18 protein-coding genes and 1 pseudogene are annotated in these 18,017 nt (G+C 38.3%); 7 read left to right on the top strand and 12 right to left on the bottom strand.

Annotated elements, in window-relative coordinates; translation table 11 throughout:
* Nucleotides 1–10: 10 nt before the first annotated feature.
* The 9 genes from rpsP to ispH all read right to left on the bottom strand — a co-directional run bounded on the left by rpsP (nucleotide 11) and on the right by ispH (nucleotide 8,540).
* Nucleotides 11–268, bottom strand: coding sequence for a 30S ribosomal protein S16 (rpsP, locus tag HLH16_RS04000; protein WP_067726777.1), 258 nt, complete (start codon nucleotides 266–268; stop codon nucleotides 11–13).
* A gap of 143 nt (nucleotides 269–411) precedes the next feature.
* Nucleotides 412–828: a type IV pilin protein gene (locus tag HLH16_RS03995; RefSeq protein ID WP_171528333.1), complete on the bottom strand. Its 417-nt coding sequence runs from the start codon at nucleotides 826–828 to the stop codon at nucleotides 412–414.
* A gap of 9 nt (nucleotides 829–837) precedes the next feature.
* Nucleotides 838–1,242, bottom strand: coding sequence for a type IV pilin protein (locus tag HLH16_RS03990; RefSeq protein WP_214646605.1), 405 nt, complete (start codon nucleotides 1,240–1,242; stop codon nucleotides 838–840).
* Between the two features lie 2 nt (nucleotides 1,243–1,244).
* Nucleotides 1,245–4,901 (bottom strand): pilus assembly protein, encoded by a 3,657-nt coding sequence (locus HLH16_RS03985; RefSeq protein ID WP_250850223.1) that lies wholly within the window; start codon nucleotides 4,899–4,901, stop codon nucleotides 1,245–1,247.
* A gap of 10 nt (nucleotides 4,902–4,911) precedes the next feature.
* On the bottom strand, nucleotides 4,912–5,688 hold the full coding sequence (locus tag HLH16_RS03980) for a hypothetical protein (protein WP_171528332.1): 777 nt from the start codon (nucleotides 5,686–5,688) through the stop codon (nucleotides 4,912–4,914).
* On the bottom strand, nucleotides 5,685–6,533 hold the full coding sequence (locus tag HLH16_RS03975) for a PilW family protein (protein WP_171528331.1): 849 nt from the start codon (nucleotides 6,531–6,533) through the stop codon (nucleotides 5,685–5,687). Before HLH16_RS03975 ends, HLH16_RS03980 begins: the two co-directional genes overlap by 4 nt.
* Nucleotides 6,526–6,969 carry a type IV pilus modification PilV family protein gene (locus tag HLH16_RS03970; RefSeq protein ID WP_250850222.1) on the bottom strand — a complete coding sequence of 148 codons (444 nt, stop codon included), beginning with the start codon at nucleotides 6,967–6,969 and terminating at the stop codon, nucleotides 6,526–6,528. Before HLH16_RS03970 ends, HLH16_RS03975 begins: the two co-directional genes overlap by 8 nt.
* 10 nt (nucleotides 6,970–6,979) lie before the next feature.
* A complete protein-coding gene (locus HLH16_RS03965; RefSeq protein WP_171528329.1) occupies nucleotides 6,980–7,426 on the bottom strand; it encodes a pilus assembly FimT family protein in 447 nt (148 codons plus the stop codon).
* A gap of 163 nt (nucleotides 7,427–7,589) precedes the next feature.
* A complete protein-coding gene (gene ispH, locus HLH16_RS03960; RefSeq protein WP_171528328.1) occupies nucleotides 7,590–8,540 on the bottom strand; it encodes a 4-hydroxy-3-methylbut-2-enyl diphosphate reductase in 951 nt (316 codons plus the stop codon).
* A gap of 134 nt (nucleotides 8,541–8,674) precedes the next feature.
* On the opposite strand from ispH, the gene gmk reads away from it, so the two are divergent.
* From gmk to HLH16_RS03935, 5 genes are all read left to right on the top strand, one after another.
* The gene (gmk, locus tag HLH16_RS03955) at nucleotides 8,675–9,298 is read left to right on the top strand and encodes a guanylate kinase (RefSeq protein ID WP_171528327.1); all 624 of its coding nucleotides are present in this window, start codon (nucleotides 8,675–8,677) and stop codon (nucleotides 9,296–9,298) included.
* A gap of 76 nt (nucleotides 9,299–9,374) precedes the next feature.
* On the top strand, nucleotides 9,375–9,656 hold the full coding sequence (gene rpoZ / locus HLH16_RS03950; RefSeq protein ID WP_004650579.1) for a DNA-directed RNA polymerase subunit omega: 282 nt from the start codon (nucleotides 9,375–9,377) through the stop codon (nucleotides 9,654–9,656).
* 220 nt (nucleotides 9,657–9,876) lie between these two features.
* Nucleotides 9,877–11,982, top strand: a complete 2,106-nt coding sequence (locus HLH16_RS03945; protein ID WP_171528326.1) for a RelA/SpoT family protein — start codon at nucleotides 9,877–9,879, stop codon at nucleotides 11,980–11,982.
* Between the two features lie 68 nt (nucleotides 11,983–12,050).
* Nucleotides 12,051–12,434: a deaminase RidA gene (ridA, locus tag HLH16_RS03940; protein WP_067726797.1), complete on the top strand. Its 384-nt coding sequence runs from the start codon at nucleotides 12,051–12,053 to the stop codon at nucleotides 12,432–12,434.
* Between the two features lie 164 nt (nucleotides 12,435–12,598).
* Nucleotides 12,599–12,793 carry a bacterioferritin-associated ferredoxin gene (locus tag HLH16_RS03935; RefSeq protein ID WP_005259971.1) on the top strand — a complete coding sequence of 65 codons (195 nt, stop codon included), beginning with the start codon at nucleotides 12,599–12,601 and terminating at the stop codon, nucleotides 12,791–12,793.
* 169 nt (nucleotides 12,794–12,962) lie between these two features.
* Here HLH16_RS03935 and HLH16_RS03930 read toward each other — a convergent pair.
* Nucleotides 12,963–14,015: pseudogene (locus HLH16_RS03930) on the bottom strand (RNA-guided endonuclease InsQ/TnpB family protein); the annotation flags it as partial.
* Between the two features lie 237 nt (nucleotides 14,016–14,252).
* Here HLH16_RS03930 and bfr point away from each other — a divergent pair.
* Nucleotides 14,253–14,717 (top strand): heteropolymeric bacterioferritin subunit Bfr, encoded by a 465-nt coding sequence (gene bfr / locus HLH16_RS03925; protein ID WP_171528325.1) that lies wholly within the window; start codon nucleotides 14,253–14,255, stop codon nucleotides 14,715–14,717.
* 50 nt (nucleotides 14,718–14,767) lie between these two features.
* On the opposite strand, the gene HLH16_RS03920 is transcribed toward bfr, so the two are convergent.
* Nucleotides 14,768–16,402: an O-antigen ligase family protein gene (locus tag HLH16_RS03920; RefSeq protein WP_171528324.1), complete on the bottom strand. Its 1,635-nt coding sequence runs from the start codon at nucleotides 16,400–16,402 to the stop codon at nucleotides 14,768–14,770.
* An 89-nt stretch (nucleotides 16,403–16,491) separates the two neighbouring features.
* Nucleotides 16,492–17,175 (bottom strand): TfpX/TfpZ family type IV pilin accessory protein, encoded by a 684-nt coding sequence (gene tfpZ / locus HLH16_RS03915; protein ID WP_171528367.1) that lies wholly within the window; start codon nucleotides 17,173–17,175, stop codon nucleotides 16,492–16,494.
* Nucleotides 17,176–17,261: 86 nt separating this feature from the next.
* Between tfpZ and HLH16_RS03910 the strand changes: the two genes are divergently transcribed.
* Nucleotides 17,262–17,657, top strand: a complete 396-nt coding sequence (locus HLH16_RS03910; RefSeq protein ID WP_171528323.1) for a transposase family protein — start codon at nucleotides 17,262–17,264, stop codon at nucleotides 17,655–17,657.
* The last annotated feature ends 360 nt before the right edge of the window (nucleotides 17,658–18,017 follow it).

The raw sequence follows: 18,017 nt of genomic DNA, 5'->3' as shown, positions 1-18,017 counted from the left end.
TCGCAATAAATTATGCAGTAGCTGCAGCTTTCTTAGCTTGAGCAGCTAAAGAAGCAACACGTTCAGACGGTTGAGCGCCTTGAGCAACCCAATGAGCAAAACGATCAGCATCTAAACGAAGTTTTTCTGCTTGACCTTGAGCTGTAGGGTTAAAGAAACCAATACGTTCGATGAAACGACCGTCACGCGCATTGCGGCTATCAGTTACAATAACTTGATAGAACGGACGTTTTTTAGCACCACCGCGTGCTAGACGAATTACGACCATGATACAACCTTATAGTTTTTACGGATTATCCCTGTGCCGACCATCGGCAGCATTTCAAACCCCTTTCATAGAGGGCAATATTTTACGTCATATTTACTTTGAAAGAAAGATCAAATTTTAAGTTACCCACAGTTTGAATTTAATTACTTACCATCCCACGGCTCGCAAGCACCTGATGTTTTTTCCCAGCATTGTTGACCAGTACTGTCTAAAGTAATAGCTCCTGTGCTTGCCATAGAATTCACGGGCGTTGCTGTTAAAGCCCAGGAATGCTTATCCACTGAAACTGTTAACGCTAAATTATAATTTTCGGTCCCAGTACTTGGAATCTTAGATACCAGAAATGGAGCTGATGAAGCATCTGTATAATCACCGTGAGCAACTTTATATGCTGATAGTTGATTCGCTATCTCTAACATTGTAGTTTGTGCTTCTACTCTCTTAGTACGTTCCTGATAACCCGTATAACCTGGATAAGCAATCGCAGCTAAAATCCCCAATATAACAACAACAATCATTAATTCAATGAGTGTAAAACCGTTATTTAAATATCGCTTCATTTTTACACCTTATTGACATTGTGATGGGACTGTACATGATGTATCAGACCATTCACACGTTGCACCCTTACTATTAGAAGCAAAATTTTTATATAAGCTAGCATCTTCCAAAGCTTGATTCACGCATGATTTAATCGACCACTTTCTCAATTCAGCAGAAACAGTACTCGTATATATAACCTTAGTTCCTGCTTTTGCTGACAAACTTTTCCCATTTAAACCCTCATAACTAAAGTTACGTGACTTCTCTTTTTCAAGTTCTAAACTTAAATCAGCAATCTGCTGCAATGCAAGCTTTTCATTGCCTTTACGCACCTGGGCCTGATAGCTTGGCAAAGCAATGGCTGCCAAGATAGCTAAGACAATAACTACGATCATTAACTCAATCAGTGTAAAACCTTTTTTGATTCGCATAATTATTTACCACCAGAATTAAATGGTAAATATTCAAACCAACGCTTAGGTACCAATTTGTCAGATACAGCATATTCTGGTGGTTTAGGATTAACATCCTTGTTAAAAATTAAGGTTCTATTGGTAGCTTTTGAACGACCAGCACCAAATGTTAAACCGATAATACCTGCACCCAACTCGCCAATTTTCTCCGGATTGGTCGCTGTAGTCGTTCCAAAACAACTTTTATCACCATATGGTAGACAGAATTTATACGCTATACTTTTTCCTGTTACCCCCCCAGTACATTCATCCGCTCCATCTTCTGTAGCCGTGCTCGCATCTGGGTTGAAAAGTGAATAATAAAGGTCATTATCCAATGCGACCCCTTCTTGCATACCACGGATTTGCTTACTATCTGACTTAGGCATTGGATAGAACCAGCCTTTATGTGTCCCTTTATTGAAAACTGAGGCACTACTTATATCGTGCATAGAATTTAAAGTAATTAATGCTGGGGTGGCTACTGGTGTTTGAGTAACAGTATCATCCTTAAGCGCAACTACATAATCTTCAGGATACCCAGTGTCAGTATCTAATGGACTACTGCGGTCACCTGAAGCCAATGTCACCATCGCAAATCGTTTACCGTTATCATCTTTATGAATTGTAAATGTAGGGGCTTCATAAAAACGTCTTGGATATTTTCCAGTAGTATTTAAGTCAGCAATCTTCTCTGCTTGATAAACTAAGGAAGAATTAACAGCACTTGCACCTAACTTGGAATTAAAATCGACTCGGAAGACTTGCCCACCTAAATCACCTACATATAAGTGATCTGTTATACCATCACCATTACGGTCAACTGCTTTAACGCGTGATGGAATACTATGTGTCATTGCTTTAATTTCTGTAGATTCAATAGCACCACCTTTAGACGTCGCATTACTACTTCCCCACCACAGTAAAGTACCTGCTTTGGTATTGGTATCCAAGTCTTCAGCGGCAAAGATATAGATTCCATTACCTTTAACGGTTCCAGTTACCTCCTGACTCTCATACTTACGGTCATATCCACCACCTACAATCATAGCTAATTTTTTCTGGCCTTTCCAAGGAATATAAGTGACGACTGGTTTTGACCAACTTTCACCCATATAAGATAAAGCTCCAGAAGTATGATTATCTGGTTTAACAGCAAATAAGAGTTTTGGTTTGCCAGAGGTCTTGCCCAAATCTGTTAAATCTAATGCATAATAACTTCTGCCACCCATACGAAGACCACCATAAGCATATTGCTTTTTGGCAGTCATAATTTCTTTATCGCCTTCAAAGCTATACTCGTATTCAGTATGTGCAACCCATGGTCCATCTACACCATAAAAAAACTTATCAGTATTTGTCGTTGTAAAACGATCTAGTGCAAGTGATTCAGCAAAGCCTTTTTCTTGAGCATTATTGGTGCGCGTTAAAAATTCGCTTGGTAAGAAACTAAAGACTTCTTTACCTGTATCTGCATTTACAACCTGTACTAAACCTTGTGTAGTACCCGCTAGAATATAGTCTTCTCTTTCAGTAACGCTATATTCACCATCTAATTCCTCAAAAACACCTTTTTGAGTCAACATGATTGGACTTGAGTGAATAACTGAACCCATTTGGAAATCTTGAGTTGTTGTTTTTGTTTGCAAGTAATTCATTTGCTCCGCATATGATTTACTTGCCAACGCATCAAGGTCAGTTTGGGTGAGTTTTGAATAACCTAACAAACCGTACAAATAATGTTTTTTATTTCCTAGAGTTTCACTACCTTCAAGAATGTCAGTCACTGCATGCTTTAGACCATTACCATTGGTAACTCCAATATCTAAATAGACATTCCGATTAAAACCTAAAGTCCCTGATGTAACTAATGGCTTGTGATGAACTTTAAGTTTACTTAACAAACCGCCCCATGCCATATACACATCGTCTTCAGAACTACCAACACTTTCATACCAATAATCGCTTAACTTTTCTTGTATTTTACTATCTTTAAATACAGCATTATCCGATGTATCTACGACTGTACCTGTACTGGTTTTAACTGCAAATTTTTTAAGGTTACCTGCCCAGAGTTGTTCATCCCCACCTACAATAGGTTTAAACATTGGGAAATAAGAAAATTTTTGAAGTCTAGTTGAGTCCAGGGCATCTACAGGAATTGTACTGGTTCCCATAGTCGAGCCTTCGATCTTAACAGAAACATCACTTACAAACTGATGGATACTTTGGATGAGGTCATCTGCAGACTGTGCAGTATAGAATCCCCCTTGTCCGTAAGTTTCACTATTCTCACCGTATCCTTTTGAACCTAAATAACATAAGGCTTGTTGATCTCTTTTACCAGCATATAAAGAACAATTAAATGTCCCATCTGTAGGTAAGTTTTCGTTAGCTAAATAGTATTCCGAGCCCAAGCCAACCGTTGCTGTTTTAATTTTATAAGTACTATTTTTTAAAGCCTGCGCATACCCTGCCATGCTTTGCCAATATAAAGGAAAGTAAGATTTAACTACCTTAGTTGGTGATGGAGTAAATTTTGAGCTTGAATCAGTATCTGTTAAAAATGAGTTTGCACCACTTTGTGGCACCCCATCCGTCAAGAAATACACACCATTACCAGTACAACTTAATTTAGTATTTTGATGTGTCGGCATATTTGCTTTTGAAAAATAGTTTCCTGCAGCAAAATAACCTTCCGCAATAGGTGTTGCACCACTTAATGAAATACTATTAACCTTATCCATGAAGGTTTTCTTACCTGAATCAGTCATACTTGTAAATGTTAGCGGAGTAAAATTGCGATCACTACCGTAAATATCTAAAGCAAAATTCTTAGTCGAATCAATAGATTCATCTAGAACCAATGAATATAGTGCTTTTTTTAAGTTGGAAAATCTAGCAAGGCAATAATATTCATTCGTTTTATTGGCTTTCAATTCACAAGTATTCTCTATTTTTTTTACATACCCAGAATCTTCAGGATCTGCAGAAGCCAGTATTTTATTATCTAATATAATTGAACAATAATTCTCATCTTCATTAGCGTATTTATACGTAACAGTTGTTAATTCGCTTGGTTTTGTATTATTAAGTGCGAGCTGACCTGATATCTTTAAGTCTGTATCCAGACTACTAAGAGTATTACAATATTTTTGGCATACAGGCCCAGTATAACTCCCAGCTTTTTTATAAAGTGGTGTTCCTCCATTGTTTTGATTCGTACGTAAAGTAATTGTATACTTGCCATTACCTTCACCTACATATTGGTAATTACTATTATAATCTCCTTTACCCTCACCAACATTTTCCACATCATATCGTTTTCGATCACTATAACCACCAGTAGCACTAGTACTATAATGAGTTACTGTATAAGTTTTTTCCGGACATATTTTACTTTTATAAAAGTAATCTTCTTTTACTTTTCCATAACTAGTTTCATGCCCCATACTTAATGATCGGTCGAGCATAAACTTAATATTTACTTCACCAGTACCACCCGCCTGATAAATATCAATATCAGAAGCTGATATTTGTGTTGGGATACTACTTACAATTAATGCAGTCATAGATGCAGATAAAGCCGATACTTTAAATTGCATCCATTTTGTTTTCATCTGTGTGCTAATTTTCATAACGACTCTCCTATGCGCTTGGTGGAGCAACATATTTTTTAATAAATTGACCTAGATTGTATTCAGCTACCTGCGTTTTGAATGGAACCCCTGCTTCACTTAGACATTCAGATACGGTTTGCAAGCTTGAATCTGGATCATCGATATAACTTAAATTTTGCATACAATCATTTATGGTCTTATTCGTTGCAGAACTTAGTACAGGCATAACTGTGGTTGAGGTTACAACCACACGTAATGTGTCCTCTAACTTTCCTGTCTCAGCATCAGTACCAATTTGATAATGCGCAAATGGCTCATCCTCTGAGTAACCTGACATGCGAACAGCGATTTGAGTCATAGCGGCACCGCGACCACTTACAAAGTCAGACTTAGAAGCATTAATTTGGCAAAACCCCATATTAGAAGAGCCACCAATATGCTCTTTTTTTACTGTTTCCGAACCACTTGCGAGTTCCGAATATATTAGACTTGCCTTACCTAATTGATAAAATTTTGAAGTACTACTACGATAACAAAGCACCAACTCCTTGTTACGATTATCGACCATTTTAGGAAAACCCAATAACCCTGTTCCAATCAATTGACTCTTAATAAAATCTAAATTTTCAATATGATAAAAAGAGGCATCATTATTTTGATCCATGATGTTATTTGCTTGGCTATTGGTCGCAATTCTAAGACCAAAAATACTGCCTCGCATTGCCATTGCACCAATAATGGTAAGCAATACAACCACAACCATAATGACTACAATAGTTGAACCACTTTGATTAGCTTTATTCATAGCTCCTCTCCCTGTCCATTACGCAAAGCAATCGTGCGTTCAACAGGGATCCAAACATATTTGGTTGTTACTCCATTTGGTTTTGTTATTGAGTATTTGGTACCAAATATATTTTGCTTTACTTTTTCTACCGAATTAACATTAATGCTATCTAAGGAACGCCCTAAAATTCCAATCTGTAAAGAAACCGCTTTAGATGTATTTGGAAGTGCCTTAAACTCAGTTAACGTTTTATAAGACATATTATTCGCATTATCTCTTACCCCTACCCGAACTTTAAAAAGATCAACACCTTTCATAATGATCTGCCCTTTACCATTCAGACCAGATAATGCAACGCCATCTTTATATTTTCCTGCATCACAAGCCAACACAAAATCGTTTGCACCACCATTATCATCTTTTCGTATAAAGTAACGCTGAACAATAACATCATCTGCATCTATACCATTACCTTCACAATCGTATGCCTTAGTCTGATCAGGCTTATATTGAATAACTAATACATCACTTTTAGCACTTACAAAGCTGGAATTACTACCTTCGCCAGAAACAGTCGTACTCGCAGCTCCATTCAGATAATTGCTAGTATTTACAATTAATCCCGATACCTGACTAGGCTTAATTTCAGTAAATGGAAAATTAAGGTTTGTGAGTTTAATATCATCTGCAACATAGTTAATGCCTATGTTTGCATTATCTTGCAAACCTTGAATGGACTCCTGAAATGCTAGACTTCTCTGTCCAGAGATAAGCATCTGAAATGCAGCACCAACGATAATAAGACCAAGTACAAGCGATACCATCAGCTCAATGAGGGTGAAGCCTTGATTAGAACTATTCATTGAATGCCTCCACAACTACACACTTAGAATCAGATTTATATGCAAATTGATCAGTTTCAGTGCAAGAACCTGGTTCAGCAGTAGTTTTCCCCCATGCCACATAGATACATTGGCGACCATTTTGCGTGTCAGGACACGTAAACACGCCTATGTTCATACCTCTTTGGGTCGCCAAAGCATACATCTCACCCCAATCCTTGCCTGCAAAAGTATTGCTAGAACAAGAGTCCTTTAAACAGTCCACATAGGAAGCTCGGCTTACATACATGCGCTCTGAAAGATTTCTTGCAATATTGACAGCCTCAACTCGATTTAAAGACTCTGAAGCCATTTCTAAAGTTCTATACTGCAGAGCAATAAACCCCATAGCTGCAATCGCAAGAATGACTAGAGAAGCGATAATTTCAATTAAGCCCACACCCTTTTGCTTATTCATCATCATTACCTTATGTTTCAGTGCAGTTCTCAGTGCTTTTTGACACTATCCCCAATTTAGAAAGTTCCAAAACTCGAAATCGGCTAGCATCTTTTTTATCAGATATACGTAAGCACAATCTAGGTTTCCCCCCTGTATCAACCAGTCCATTGTTGTAAAAAGTCAAGTTTTTGTCTTTCATATTGAAACTATATTTATTTGAGTCAATATCAACATATAGCGTATCGGCAGCCCCCTCCCCCGATGATGAAAAGACAACTTTCATTGGTTTATTTTGCAGCCTCGCTTCAGTGCGAGCCTCACTTAAAGCCAATTTAACTTTTTTTTCTTGCTCACTGATTTCTTGATTTTTTCTAAAATTAGTCATAGAGGGGGTAGCTATAGATGCAATAATTGCAAGCACCCCAATCGTCACCAACAGCTCAATTAAAGTGAATCCCTGTTCTTTTTTTTGCATACTCCCCCCAAGGCAACAAAACTTTACCATATTAAAAATAATATCTCACTTAATTACAAATTAAACACATAACAGGATAAAAGGCATAAAAAAACAGATAACTGTCAAAATACAATTATCTGTCAAATTTTTAAAAATTTCAGAATGTTAAATCATTCACGCTTTATGCTTGAGTTACAGAAATACGTAACTCTTTGGGTAAACTAAAAGTAATATTCTCTTCACGTCCTGCAAGCTCTTCTGGTGCATTAGCTCCCCAATCTTGTAATCGCTGGATCACTTGTTTGATTAAAATTTCAGGTGCAGATGCGCCAGCAGTGACCCCAATTTTGGTATTTTCATTAAACCAATTTTGATCAAGCTGATCTGCATTATCGACTAAATAAGCCTGTTTCCCCATACGCTCAGCCAATTCACGTAAACGATTTGAGTTAGATGAATTGGGAGAACCAACCACTAAAACCACATCGCACTGCATAGCCAAATCACGTACTGCATCTTGACGGTTTTGGGTGGCATAACATATATCATCTTTGCGCGGACCCTGAATTTCAGGAAATTTTGTACGCAGTGCGTCAATCACTTTGGCTGTATCATCAATGGATAAAGTCGTTTGCGTGACAAAAGCCACTTTTTCAGGATTATGAACTATTAAAGCTGCAACATCTTGTTCATCTTCAACCAAGTAAATTTCACCGCCATTTTTCTTGTCATATTGCCCCATGGTGCCTTCAACTTCAGGATGACCTTCATGACCAATTAAAATGGCTTCAGTCCCTTCACGGGCATATTTAGTGACTTCAATATGCACCTTAGTCACCAATGGACAAGTTGCATCAAAGACTTTTAAACCACGACGTTCCGCCTCGATTTGCACCGCTTTAGAGACACCATGCGCACTAAAAATAACAATATTGTCGTCGGGCACTTCGTCCAGTTCATCAACAAAAATTGCCCCACGCTGACGTAAATCATCGACCACAAATTTATTGTGTACCACTTCATGACGTACATAAATCGGAGGATTAAAGCATTCAAGTGCCCGATTGACGATCGCAATTGCTCGGTCGACACCTGCACAAAAACCACGTGGATTGGCCAATACAATTTCCATAAGACCCTCAATGTTCACTTGAATTTAGAGTGAATAATTTGAAATAAATGCAAACAACCTACGATCAGCTATTTAGTTTGCTGGCTGTCTGCTCTAAAATAGAGAAGATATTTTATCATATCAGGAAAAATATCATGTCGGGTCTCTTGTTTGTCGTTTCTGCTGCATCTGGAACAGGCAAAACATCTCTCGTTAAAGCCCTACTTGAGCGTGTAAATAATTTACACGTTTCTGTCTCTCACACAACTCGTGGTCAACGCCCTGGTGAACTCGAAGGTGTGCATTATCATTTTTCGCAAAAAGAAGATTTTCTTGCTTTAGTTGAGCAAGGTGGTTTTATTGAGTATGCCGAAGTTTTTGGTAACTATTACGGTACCGCTCAAGCCACAGTAAAACAACAATTGGCGAAAGGTCATGATGTTTTACTTGAAATCGATTGGCAAGGTGCAGAACAAGTTCGTAAACTTTTCCCTGAATCTAAACAAATTTTTATTTTACCGCCAAGCCAGTTTGATTTACGTCAACGTCTATCAAATCGCGGCACAGACTCTGTTGAAGTGATTGAACATCGTTTAAGTTGCGCTGTGGAAGATATGCAGCAATATACAAACTTTGACTATGTCATTATTAATGATGACTTTAATAAAGCATTACATGACTTGGAATGCGTGATTATCGCCAATCGTTTGGTGATATCTCAACAAGCGGATCGTCATCAACAATTGATTGAAAAATTAATTACTCCAGTTGAATTGTGATTAAAACTTGAGTCTACAGGCAAAGCCTTTTATACTGCTCAGTCTGTTCAAATTTAATATTCAAACGAGAATTCTTATGGCACGCGTAACCGTTGAAGATTGTTTAGACCATGTAGACAACCGCTTTGAGCTTGTACTAGTGGCAAGCAAACGCGCGCGTCAATTGGCACGTCAAGGTATCGAACCAACTGTAGAGTGGGATAACGACAAACCGACTGTGGTTGCTTTACGTGAAATTGCAGCAGGTCATGTATCTAAAGATATTTTGAAACAACGTGATCAAGATTATCAAACTTCTAGTCTTGACCTTGCACTTTCTGCAAACAACTTGAATTTAGATGGCTTTTCTTTCCAATAAGAAAAAAAATCTTAAAAAAGCCTAGTTTTTAACTAGGCTTTTTTTATTGGAAAACTTTTATATTTGCTCAATAACCGTTATAACATAAGTATAAAGATACATTATTCAATAGGTATCTTTTTGCTTTTTTTTAAATGAAAAATTTGACAAGTCATACAATATGTTTTTCATTAAAGGTCTAGCAATTTAAACTGTAAAATTGAAGTAATAAAGGTGTTATATGCCAGGCCCACAGGTCAGCCAAGCCAGACAACAGCTCAAAATTATTATCGACGCTTACTTAAGTGCAAGCGATGTCGAGCGCGTGCTTGTGGCTTGCGATTATGCCGATATTGCACATGATGGGATCACCCGAAAAAGTGGTGAACCTTACATCCTGCATCCTATCGCGGTGAGTAGTATTCTTTCGCATATGCGCTTAGATGCAGAAACCCTCATGGCTGCCCTTTTGCATGATGTGATTGAAGATACTGACTTCAATAAAGAAGATATTGCTGAAAAATTTGGACGTACCGTTGCAGAACTGGTCGATGGCGTCACCAAGCTCAGTCATTCCAGTGATAAAGAATATAATAAGGCCGCATCCTTCCGTAAAATTCTGCAAGCGACTCTACAAGACCCACGTGTCATTATTATTAAACTCGCAGACCGTTATCACAATATGACCACGTTGGGTTCATTACGCCCAGATAAACGTCGGCGTATTGCCCAAGAAACCTTTGATATTTTTGTTCCGATGGCACGTATTGTCGGTATGAATGAGATGGCCGATAACCTGGAACATCTGTGCTATCAAAATCTCGATCTCGATATGTTTAATAATGTGCAAGAAGCATTATTTCAAACCAAACCCAAACGCTGTGAATATCAAAGTATTTGGGAAAAAAACCTCACTGAATTGCTGCAGCAGCATCAAATTTCAGGTCGTATTAAAAAGAAAAACAACAATATCGAATTACTGCGCCACTTTGTTAAAAATGATATCAATCTGCAAGAACTGACACATAGCCATGCTTTTGAAATTGTTTTACAAAGTATTGCTGACTGTGACCGTCTGGCAGAAATTTTGCGGGAAAATTTCCAAATTTTGCATTATGAAGATCATATTCGCCGTCCACTTCCAGGCGGCAATCAATCGCTGATGATGCGTTTAAAAGGCGAGAAAACCACTTTATCTCTAACCATTCAAACTGAACTGATGCGTAAGGCTGCCCGTTTTGGTGTGGTGCTGGGCGAAAATGCACCACAAGCCTGCCGTTCAGCCATTCAAGCTTCAATGCAGAATCTTAATGTCCTGATTGATGGTGCATGTGCGAAAACCACATTTAGCGACCTGTTAGATTATTTACATCAAGAAAAAATTTGGGTTTATACCCCACATGGCAATTTGCATGAACTCCCTCAAGGGGCAACAGCAGTCGATTTTGCTTATTCAGCTAGCCTATTTTTAGGCAATCATGCTGTGGGCGCTAAAGTAAATGGTGAAACAAAACCGCTTTCAACCCCACTGATCAGCGGGCAAGTGGTTGAGATTATTACTGATGTACTCGCGACCCCAAATCCAGACTGGCTCAGTTTTATTAATACCCAGAAAGCACGTCGCGCCTTACAAAATATTTTGCGCGATCAAGATATTGAAGAGCAGCAACTGGTCGGTCAACAAGCGCTGAATCGTGCACTGAAACTGTTTAATCGCTCGATAAAGGATTTAACCGAGGCGGACTGGATTGATATCTTGCAATGGCGACACATCGAATCTAAAGAGCAGTTATTTGAACAAGTCGCTGTGGGAGACCTACTTCCGCAACTGGTTGCCAACCATCTGTTTGCACAAGGTAAAAGTATCGAGACTCAATCTTCAACCCGCCTGATTCAAGGTACTGAAGGGGTAGATGTCAAATATGCACATTGCTGCAATCCTGTTCTCGGTGATCCAATTCAAGGACATTTATCGCGTCGTGGATTAATCGTCCATCGCGCCCGTTGTCACAACCTGCTACATGAACAACACCAGCATCCAGAAAATATTATGCCTTTGCAGTGGGCTTCTGAAGATACCGATGATATTAGCTTTACCGCCTATTTAAGCATTGATATGGTGATGAATGATGAACAAATTTCCGACCTCATCTACCAATGCCGTAAAGAAAAAACTGGCGTAGAAATGGTGCATAACCATGAAGGAAAAACTTACGTGAATATTGTGGTGCATAACCGCAAACAAATTGCTCAAATCATTCGTGATTTACGTATGCATTTTGGTTTTCCGCGCATTACCCGTTTAGCCCAACCGATTAATATTACAGAAGCATCTAAAGCAAGTTAATTCAATCATATGCAACTTTTTTGACTGATATACGCTATGATGTATGAAGATGATATAAGGAGAAATCAATGTCCCGTCAAGTAATCCATACGGAAAATGCACCAGCAGCAATTGGTACATATTCTCAAGCGATTTTAGTTGAAAATACACTGTATCTTTCAGGTCAAATTGGCTTAGATCCTTACAGTATGGAATTGGTTGAAGGTATTGAGGCTCAGATTCGTCGTGTATTTGATAATTTAAAAGCAGTCTGTGAAGCAGCGGGTGGCTCTTTGGCAGATATCGCCAAACTGAACATTTTCCTGACTGATCTTTCACATTTCCAGCTGGTAAACCAGATTATGGGTGAATATTTTGCACAACCCTACCCTGCACGTGCAGCATTAGGTGTCGCAAGCCTGCCTAAAGATGCTTTAGTGGAAATGGATGGTGTGGTCATTATTAATAAATAAAATCAGATAGTTAAGAAATTGTCTAAAATACCACCGATCAGGTGGTATTTTTTTATTCAAAAACTCAATTAAGATAAAAGATATTTCAAATGAATTTCATTGACAAACGATAACAATTATCAATAATATTACTTATCCCATTTCACTATTGTGGCTAGTTGAAAATGTACGTTTGTTTATGTCGTGGTATTACCGATCAAGATATTAAAGATGCCGTAGCCAATGGCGCTGAAAGCTATCGCGAAATTCGCGACTTACTTGATTTGGGTACATGCTGTGGTCGCTGTGCACCAGAAGCGCGCGCCATCATTAGTGACGAACTCTCAGAAATTGCTGCCCGTATATCGATAGCCGCTTAAATACTATAACCATAATAATCAAAGTTTAATGATCGAAAGATCATCTTCCTCCCCCGCTTATGACTCTAAGCGGGTTTTCTTATCACATTATTCCAATTTGACCTTTAAGCGTTTTGATTGCGATTTTCATTTGCCGTTCATTGACATCTTCACCCGCCTGAAAGACGGGGATTCCTACAGCTAGACGCTCATGTCCGAGCGCGAGAATGTTCAGTGCGGAATTTATATCCCGATTTTCATGGAATGTACCGCATTCCACGCACCGCCATCCCCTTATTCCAAGATCTGCTCTACCTTTCGGACTGCTGCTGGATATCTTCCTGCAGCATGAACACATCTGGGTGGTATAGGCTTCATTGACTTCTTCAAATAATACCCCTGCGTTCTCGCATTTATACTTGAGCATTGTTTTGAGTGCTGAAAATCCTGTATCCAAAACCGATTTTGCCATCTTGGTTTTGACTAATTTCTTCGCACTTAAGTCACCTACAATGATGAGTGCATTGTCTTTCACAAGCATGGTGCTTGCTTTGTGCAAATGGTCTTTTCGACAGTTTGCAATCTTGGCGTGTAATGCACGTACACGTTTTTTATTCTTTGCTCGCTGAGCAATACCGAGCTTTTGTTCATACTGGCGATAGAATTTAGGATTAGAAATCACCGTACCATCAGAACAGGTCGCAATATCCTTTAAGCCCAAGTCAATCCCGATCGCTTTAGTGGCTTTGGTTTTTTCCAATTTAGGACTATCCACAATTAAGCAGACGTACCAGCGACCACGTGCATCCTCTACAAATGAGCCTGTCTTAATCTTGTATTTAGACAAACCATAACTATCCCATAGCTTGAATTGATGCTTTCCATATTGGACATAGCCATCGGCATGTTTGATTGCGACTTTCTTAAATGGAATCCATCCAAGTGAACGTCTGGCTGATTTTCTGTTGCTGACACGCCATTTCAGTTTGGATTTCTTGAATTGCTGTCTGCGAATCACCAGTTCTTCGGTAATTGCCTGAACAGTCTGACTATGGAGATGGCACTCTTTTGAAGTGCCTTTGGTGTACTTTGCTACATCGAAAGCACTGAGAAATTCACCTTTCTTTTTGAGGTGTTTAAAACACAAATCATTCACGTAATTCCAGACAAAATTGACCTCAGATGCCATTTGATTAAGCACCGCAGAATGTTTGTCTTTTATGCGAAGTTTAAGTGTTTTCATACATTATACTTTAACATTGATATCTTCATTATTTTGGATATATTCCAATTTAAACGACGTTTCATGTCGTATGGCTGGGGCAAGTCGCTTATATTCTGGCCCGGAAAAACATGGTTTTACACTCAGCTTAATAAATTACTCGCCATTATTTCGGTTCTTGTTTAAGATCATTGTAATAATAATTTTTTGATTGCCTGACACATGGTTAAGGCAGAAATTGTTGATGGAGAACTTACAATGAAAGGCAATCGTGATGTGATTAATCAGTTAAATCAGGTGCTTTATCACCAATTGACTGCCATTAACCAATATTTTCTTCATTCGCGCATGTTTAATGACTGGGGAATTGAGAAACTCGGTTCTGCAGAATACAAAGAATCCATTCGCCAAATGAAAGATGCAGATAAAATCATTGAACGTATTTTATTTCTCGAAGGTCTACCTAACCTGCAAAATTTAGGCAAGTTGTACATTGGTCAGCATACTGTTGAAGTACTGAATTGTGATGTGCGCAAAGTAAACGAAAATATTGAAGTGATACAAAAAGCGGTCAGCTTGGCTGAGCAGGAAATGGATTATGTGACCCGTGATCTTGTACAGGAAATTTTGGAAAAAGAAGAAGACTATTTGGACTGGACTACCACTCAACTTGATTTGGTTGAGAAAGTGGGTATAGAAAACTATATTCAAAGCCAAATTTAATTGTCTATGAAAAAAGCCAGTCGATTGACTGGCTTTTTTAGTTTTAGCTATTACTTTTCAGAAACCGGTTGGGCTAATGAGGCATAGTCCAGATCGACTTTACGTAATGTTTTTAACAACCACAGTTGATGTTTTGCTTCTTGCTCATAGCCATTAAAAGCCAGAACTTTGGCATATTTAATTAGATCATATTTAGTCGGATAGTTAAGCACTATCTCCTTAATATCCTCCAACTCTTGCGGATTGACCTTGGTATATGGATTCATCCGAATCCATTCAATACGTCGATCAAACTCTTCAAGTAGATAGATTTGATCTTGATTGGTGATTTTCTCAGGCATTTGCTCATAACGCATCGACTGATTCAGTTTGGGCACCATAACTGAATAATCTCTGACAATTAAAATCAGCAATAGCAAAGATACCGCATAACCTACACGCATATAATTGGGTGAAAGTGTAATGGTTTTAATATTAGCTTGTTGGGACTGAACTAGACCAATAATAAAACCAACAGGTAATAAGAAATAAGCATAGTATTGCGGAAATTCCAGCATTGAATGAATCAATACTGCACCAATCATTAAAATACCGATCACGGATTCAACTGAATTGACATGCTTGTTGAGTTGATAGCCCCAATAGCCAAAATATGCCAAGAATGGCATGCCAATAATTAAACCATTCCACAGAATAAAATCCAGAATAAAATTATGTGCACTACGAACCCATACTGGTCCCTGAAAATGATCACTGACCAATGTATAAGCGACACTGGTCTGGTTCCACCCATAACCAAACCATGGACGATCCATAATGGCGTGCAGCATTTGCTGCCAGATGGCTAAACGTGACATATCTCCTGTTGCACGACGTGCGATATCTACCGATTTAATCTGCATATCTAATAATTGGGTTAAATAGCTCCCAATCACAGGCAATACAAGGACTAATCCTATAAATATCGCCAACCATGCCGTTAAGTAATACCACTTAATTGAGATATAGCCTTTAAACTGCTGATAAGCCAAATACACAATAATGCAGATGCAAGCCACCCATGATGTACGAGATTGGCTTAATGCCAAACTCATCAACATCATAAATACTGCTGGAATCAACCATTTTGTATGAACTTTCTTTTTTTCGTATAAATATAAACATGCTAAAAGAGACATGAGTAAAAACGTTGCCATATTATTGGGCTGGGCAAAATTGGCATATGGGCGAACAGCACGTTTCATATCCACCATGCCTGGGATATATGCGTCCAAGGTTAACCACTGGCAGATTGCAATAATACCCGTCGCTGTTCCCGCCATTAAAAATACATAGCTTAGTCCCATAAAAACATCTTCACGATCTATTTTTTTGACCGGCAAATTATAGCCGATGACTATACTCAGCCAAAAACCAAAGACAAAGAGTGTACAGATCAAAGCTTTATCGAAGAAAAATAATTCACCACTGAAATATTGAATAAGCGGAATAGTAGCAAGAAGTAGTAAAGGCAAGCTGATCACAGGTAATTTAATTTTGTCTTTTAAATAAATTGTAGCAAGGGCAAAAAGTGATAAAAAGGCAAATAATTCACCTGTGTAAGTGACCCATGGTCTGTAATGAATAGGGAGGAGCCATGCAAGGGAGATAAAAACAGCGGCAAAAAGCAACAAGAAAAATTTCATGATTAAATCAGTGAAAATAGAATGACAGTATGATAATAAAAAAGCAGATTAAATGATAATCTGCTTTTTTTCAGAACGTTCTTAGTGATTTAGTTCCATGGTCTTAAATTGACGATTTTAACTACATCACCTTTACTATCTACAAGTACGGTCATATCAATTGCTGTAGCTTTAAGTGGTAAAAATGCGACTGTCTGTGGATATTTTGCTAAAATTTTATCTACATCGGTTTTGTTATTATACTGCTGTAATAATTCTAATTTTTGGGCACGCTGCTGTATTTGTTTTTTTGCTTCGACAAAATCGACATATCGTTCTGGACGTTGTGCAAGGGAAATACCACCAAAGACTTCTGCAAACATATCATCATTACACTGCTGAGTATTTTTGGCAAATTCTGTTGCAACGAACTGCGGTTTTAACCAAGAAGGTTGCTGAAATTGTGGTTTAGCCTGTTTTATATTTTGATCCACAATTTCATTTTTTCGCACCAACTCAAAGCTATCTACATTAAACACAATCCACGCAGGACGACCTTGTTCGATACTATAAAATCCGTACACAAAAGCAGATAGCTGAATCAGCACAATTACAATTAAATCAAATTTAAGAGTCTTTTTCCCCTGTTTATAAACTAATAGTGTAAAGAGCGGCCCTATCACCACATCAATAGCAAGCATCATAAGTAAAATGTGCGTTACACCAACTGCTGTGGTAAGCAGTGCGGAATACCATACAAAAAAAATGATGCTACTAGCAATAAGTGCAATAATAGGTCTCTTTCATAAATCAAAAAAATGACCTTCTTTTGGTTGATATTTGTACTCCATATTTTTTAGCATTCGTGCATAATCTGCGGATGAAATACATCGATTCAAACCAGCTTTCTGTTCCTCAATTCAAGCGATACACTGGCATCTCATGGTCAACCTTCTATTTAATGGTTGAGCAATTGAAAATGCATGTCCCTGCCAAAGGCAGACCGCCCAAGTTAAGCCTGGAAGACCAGGTTCTGCTCTGTCTGAGCTATTGGCGGGAATACCGAACCTTATTTCACGTTGCGACGAGTTACGGGGTTTCAGAGCCGACAGCTTCAAGAGTTGTACGTCATGTTAAAGACTGCCTGATTCAGTCCAATCTGTTTAATTTACCCAAAGATTTACCCGAGGGCGAAGGCATCGACTGGAATGTTGTGATCGTAGATGCCACAGAAATTCCAATCCAAAGGCCTAAAAAAACAGAAGAAAAGCTATAGCGGCAAGAAAAAGACCCATACCTTCAAAGTACAGGCCTTTATTAGAAAAGAAGTTATCTCAAAAAATCCTGTTGAGTTTTGCTTAAAATATATTGAAACTAAATAGAGTTCTTGCGAAAGTGTTGTTTTGTCTTCGACAAGTTCAGACAACGTGTGGGTTGAGCCTATCGAAACCCAACTTTCCAAGAACGCTATTACATTGTGGGTTACTTTGGACGAATCATTTGGGTTTGGGCAGAAAATGCTATACCTAAGCTTCAATAAGGATTGGCTAAGAGAAATATTGGAAAAGTGTAATTCGCTATTGTTAGAAAATTTTAAGTTAAAACAAAAACGCATCTCTAAAGATGCGTTTTTGTT

It is taken from the genome of Acinetobacter sp. ANC 5378 (assembly GCF_013004315.1).
Taxonomy (GTDB): Bacteria; Pseudomonadota; Gammaproteobacteria; order Pseudomonadales; family Moraxellaceae; genus Acinetobacter.
The sequence above is the reverse complement of the archived record's forward strand: the minus strand, read 5'-3'. Positions and strand labels throughout refer to the sequence as shown.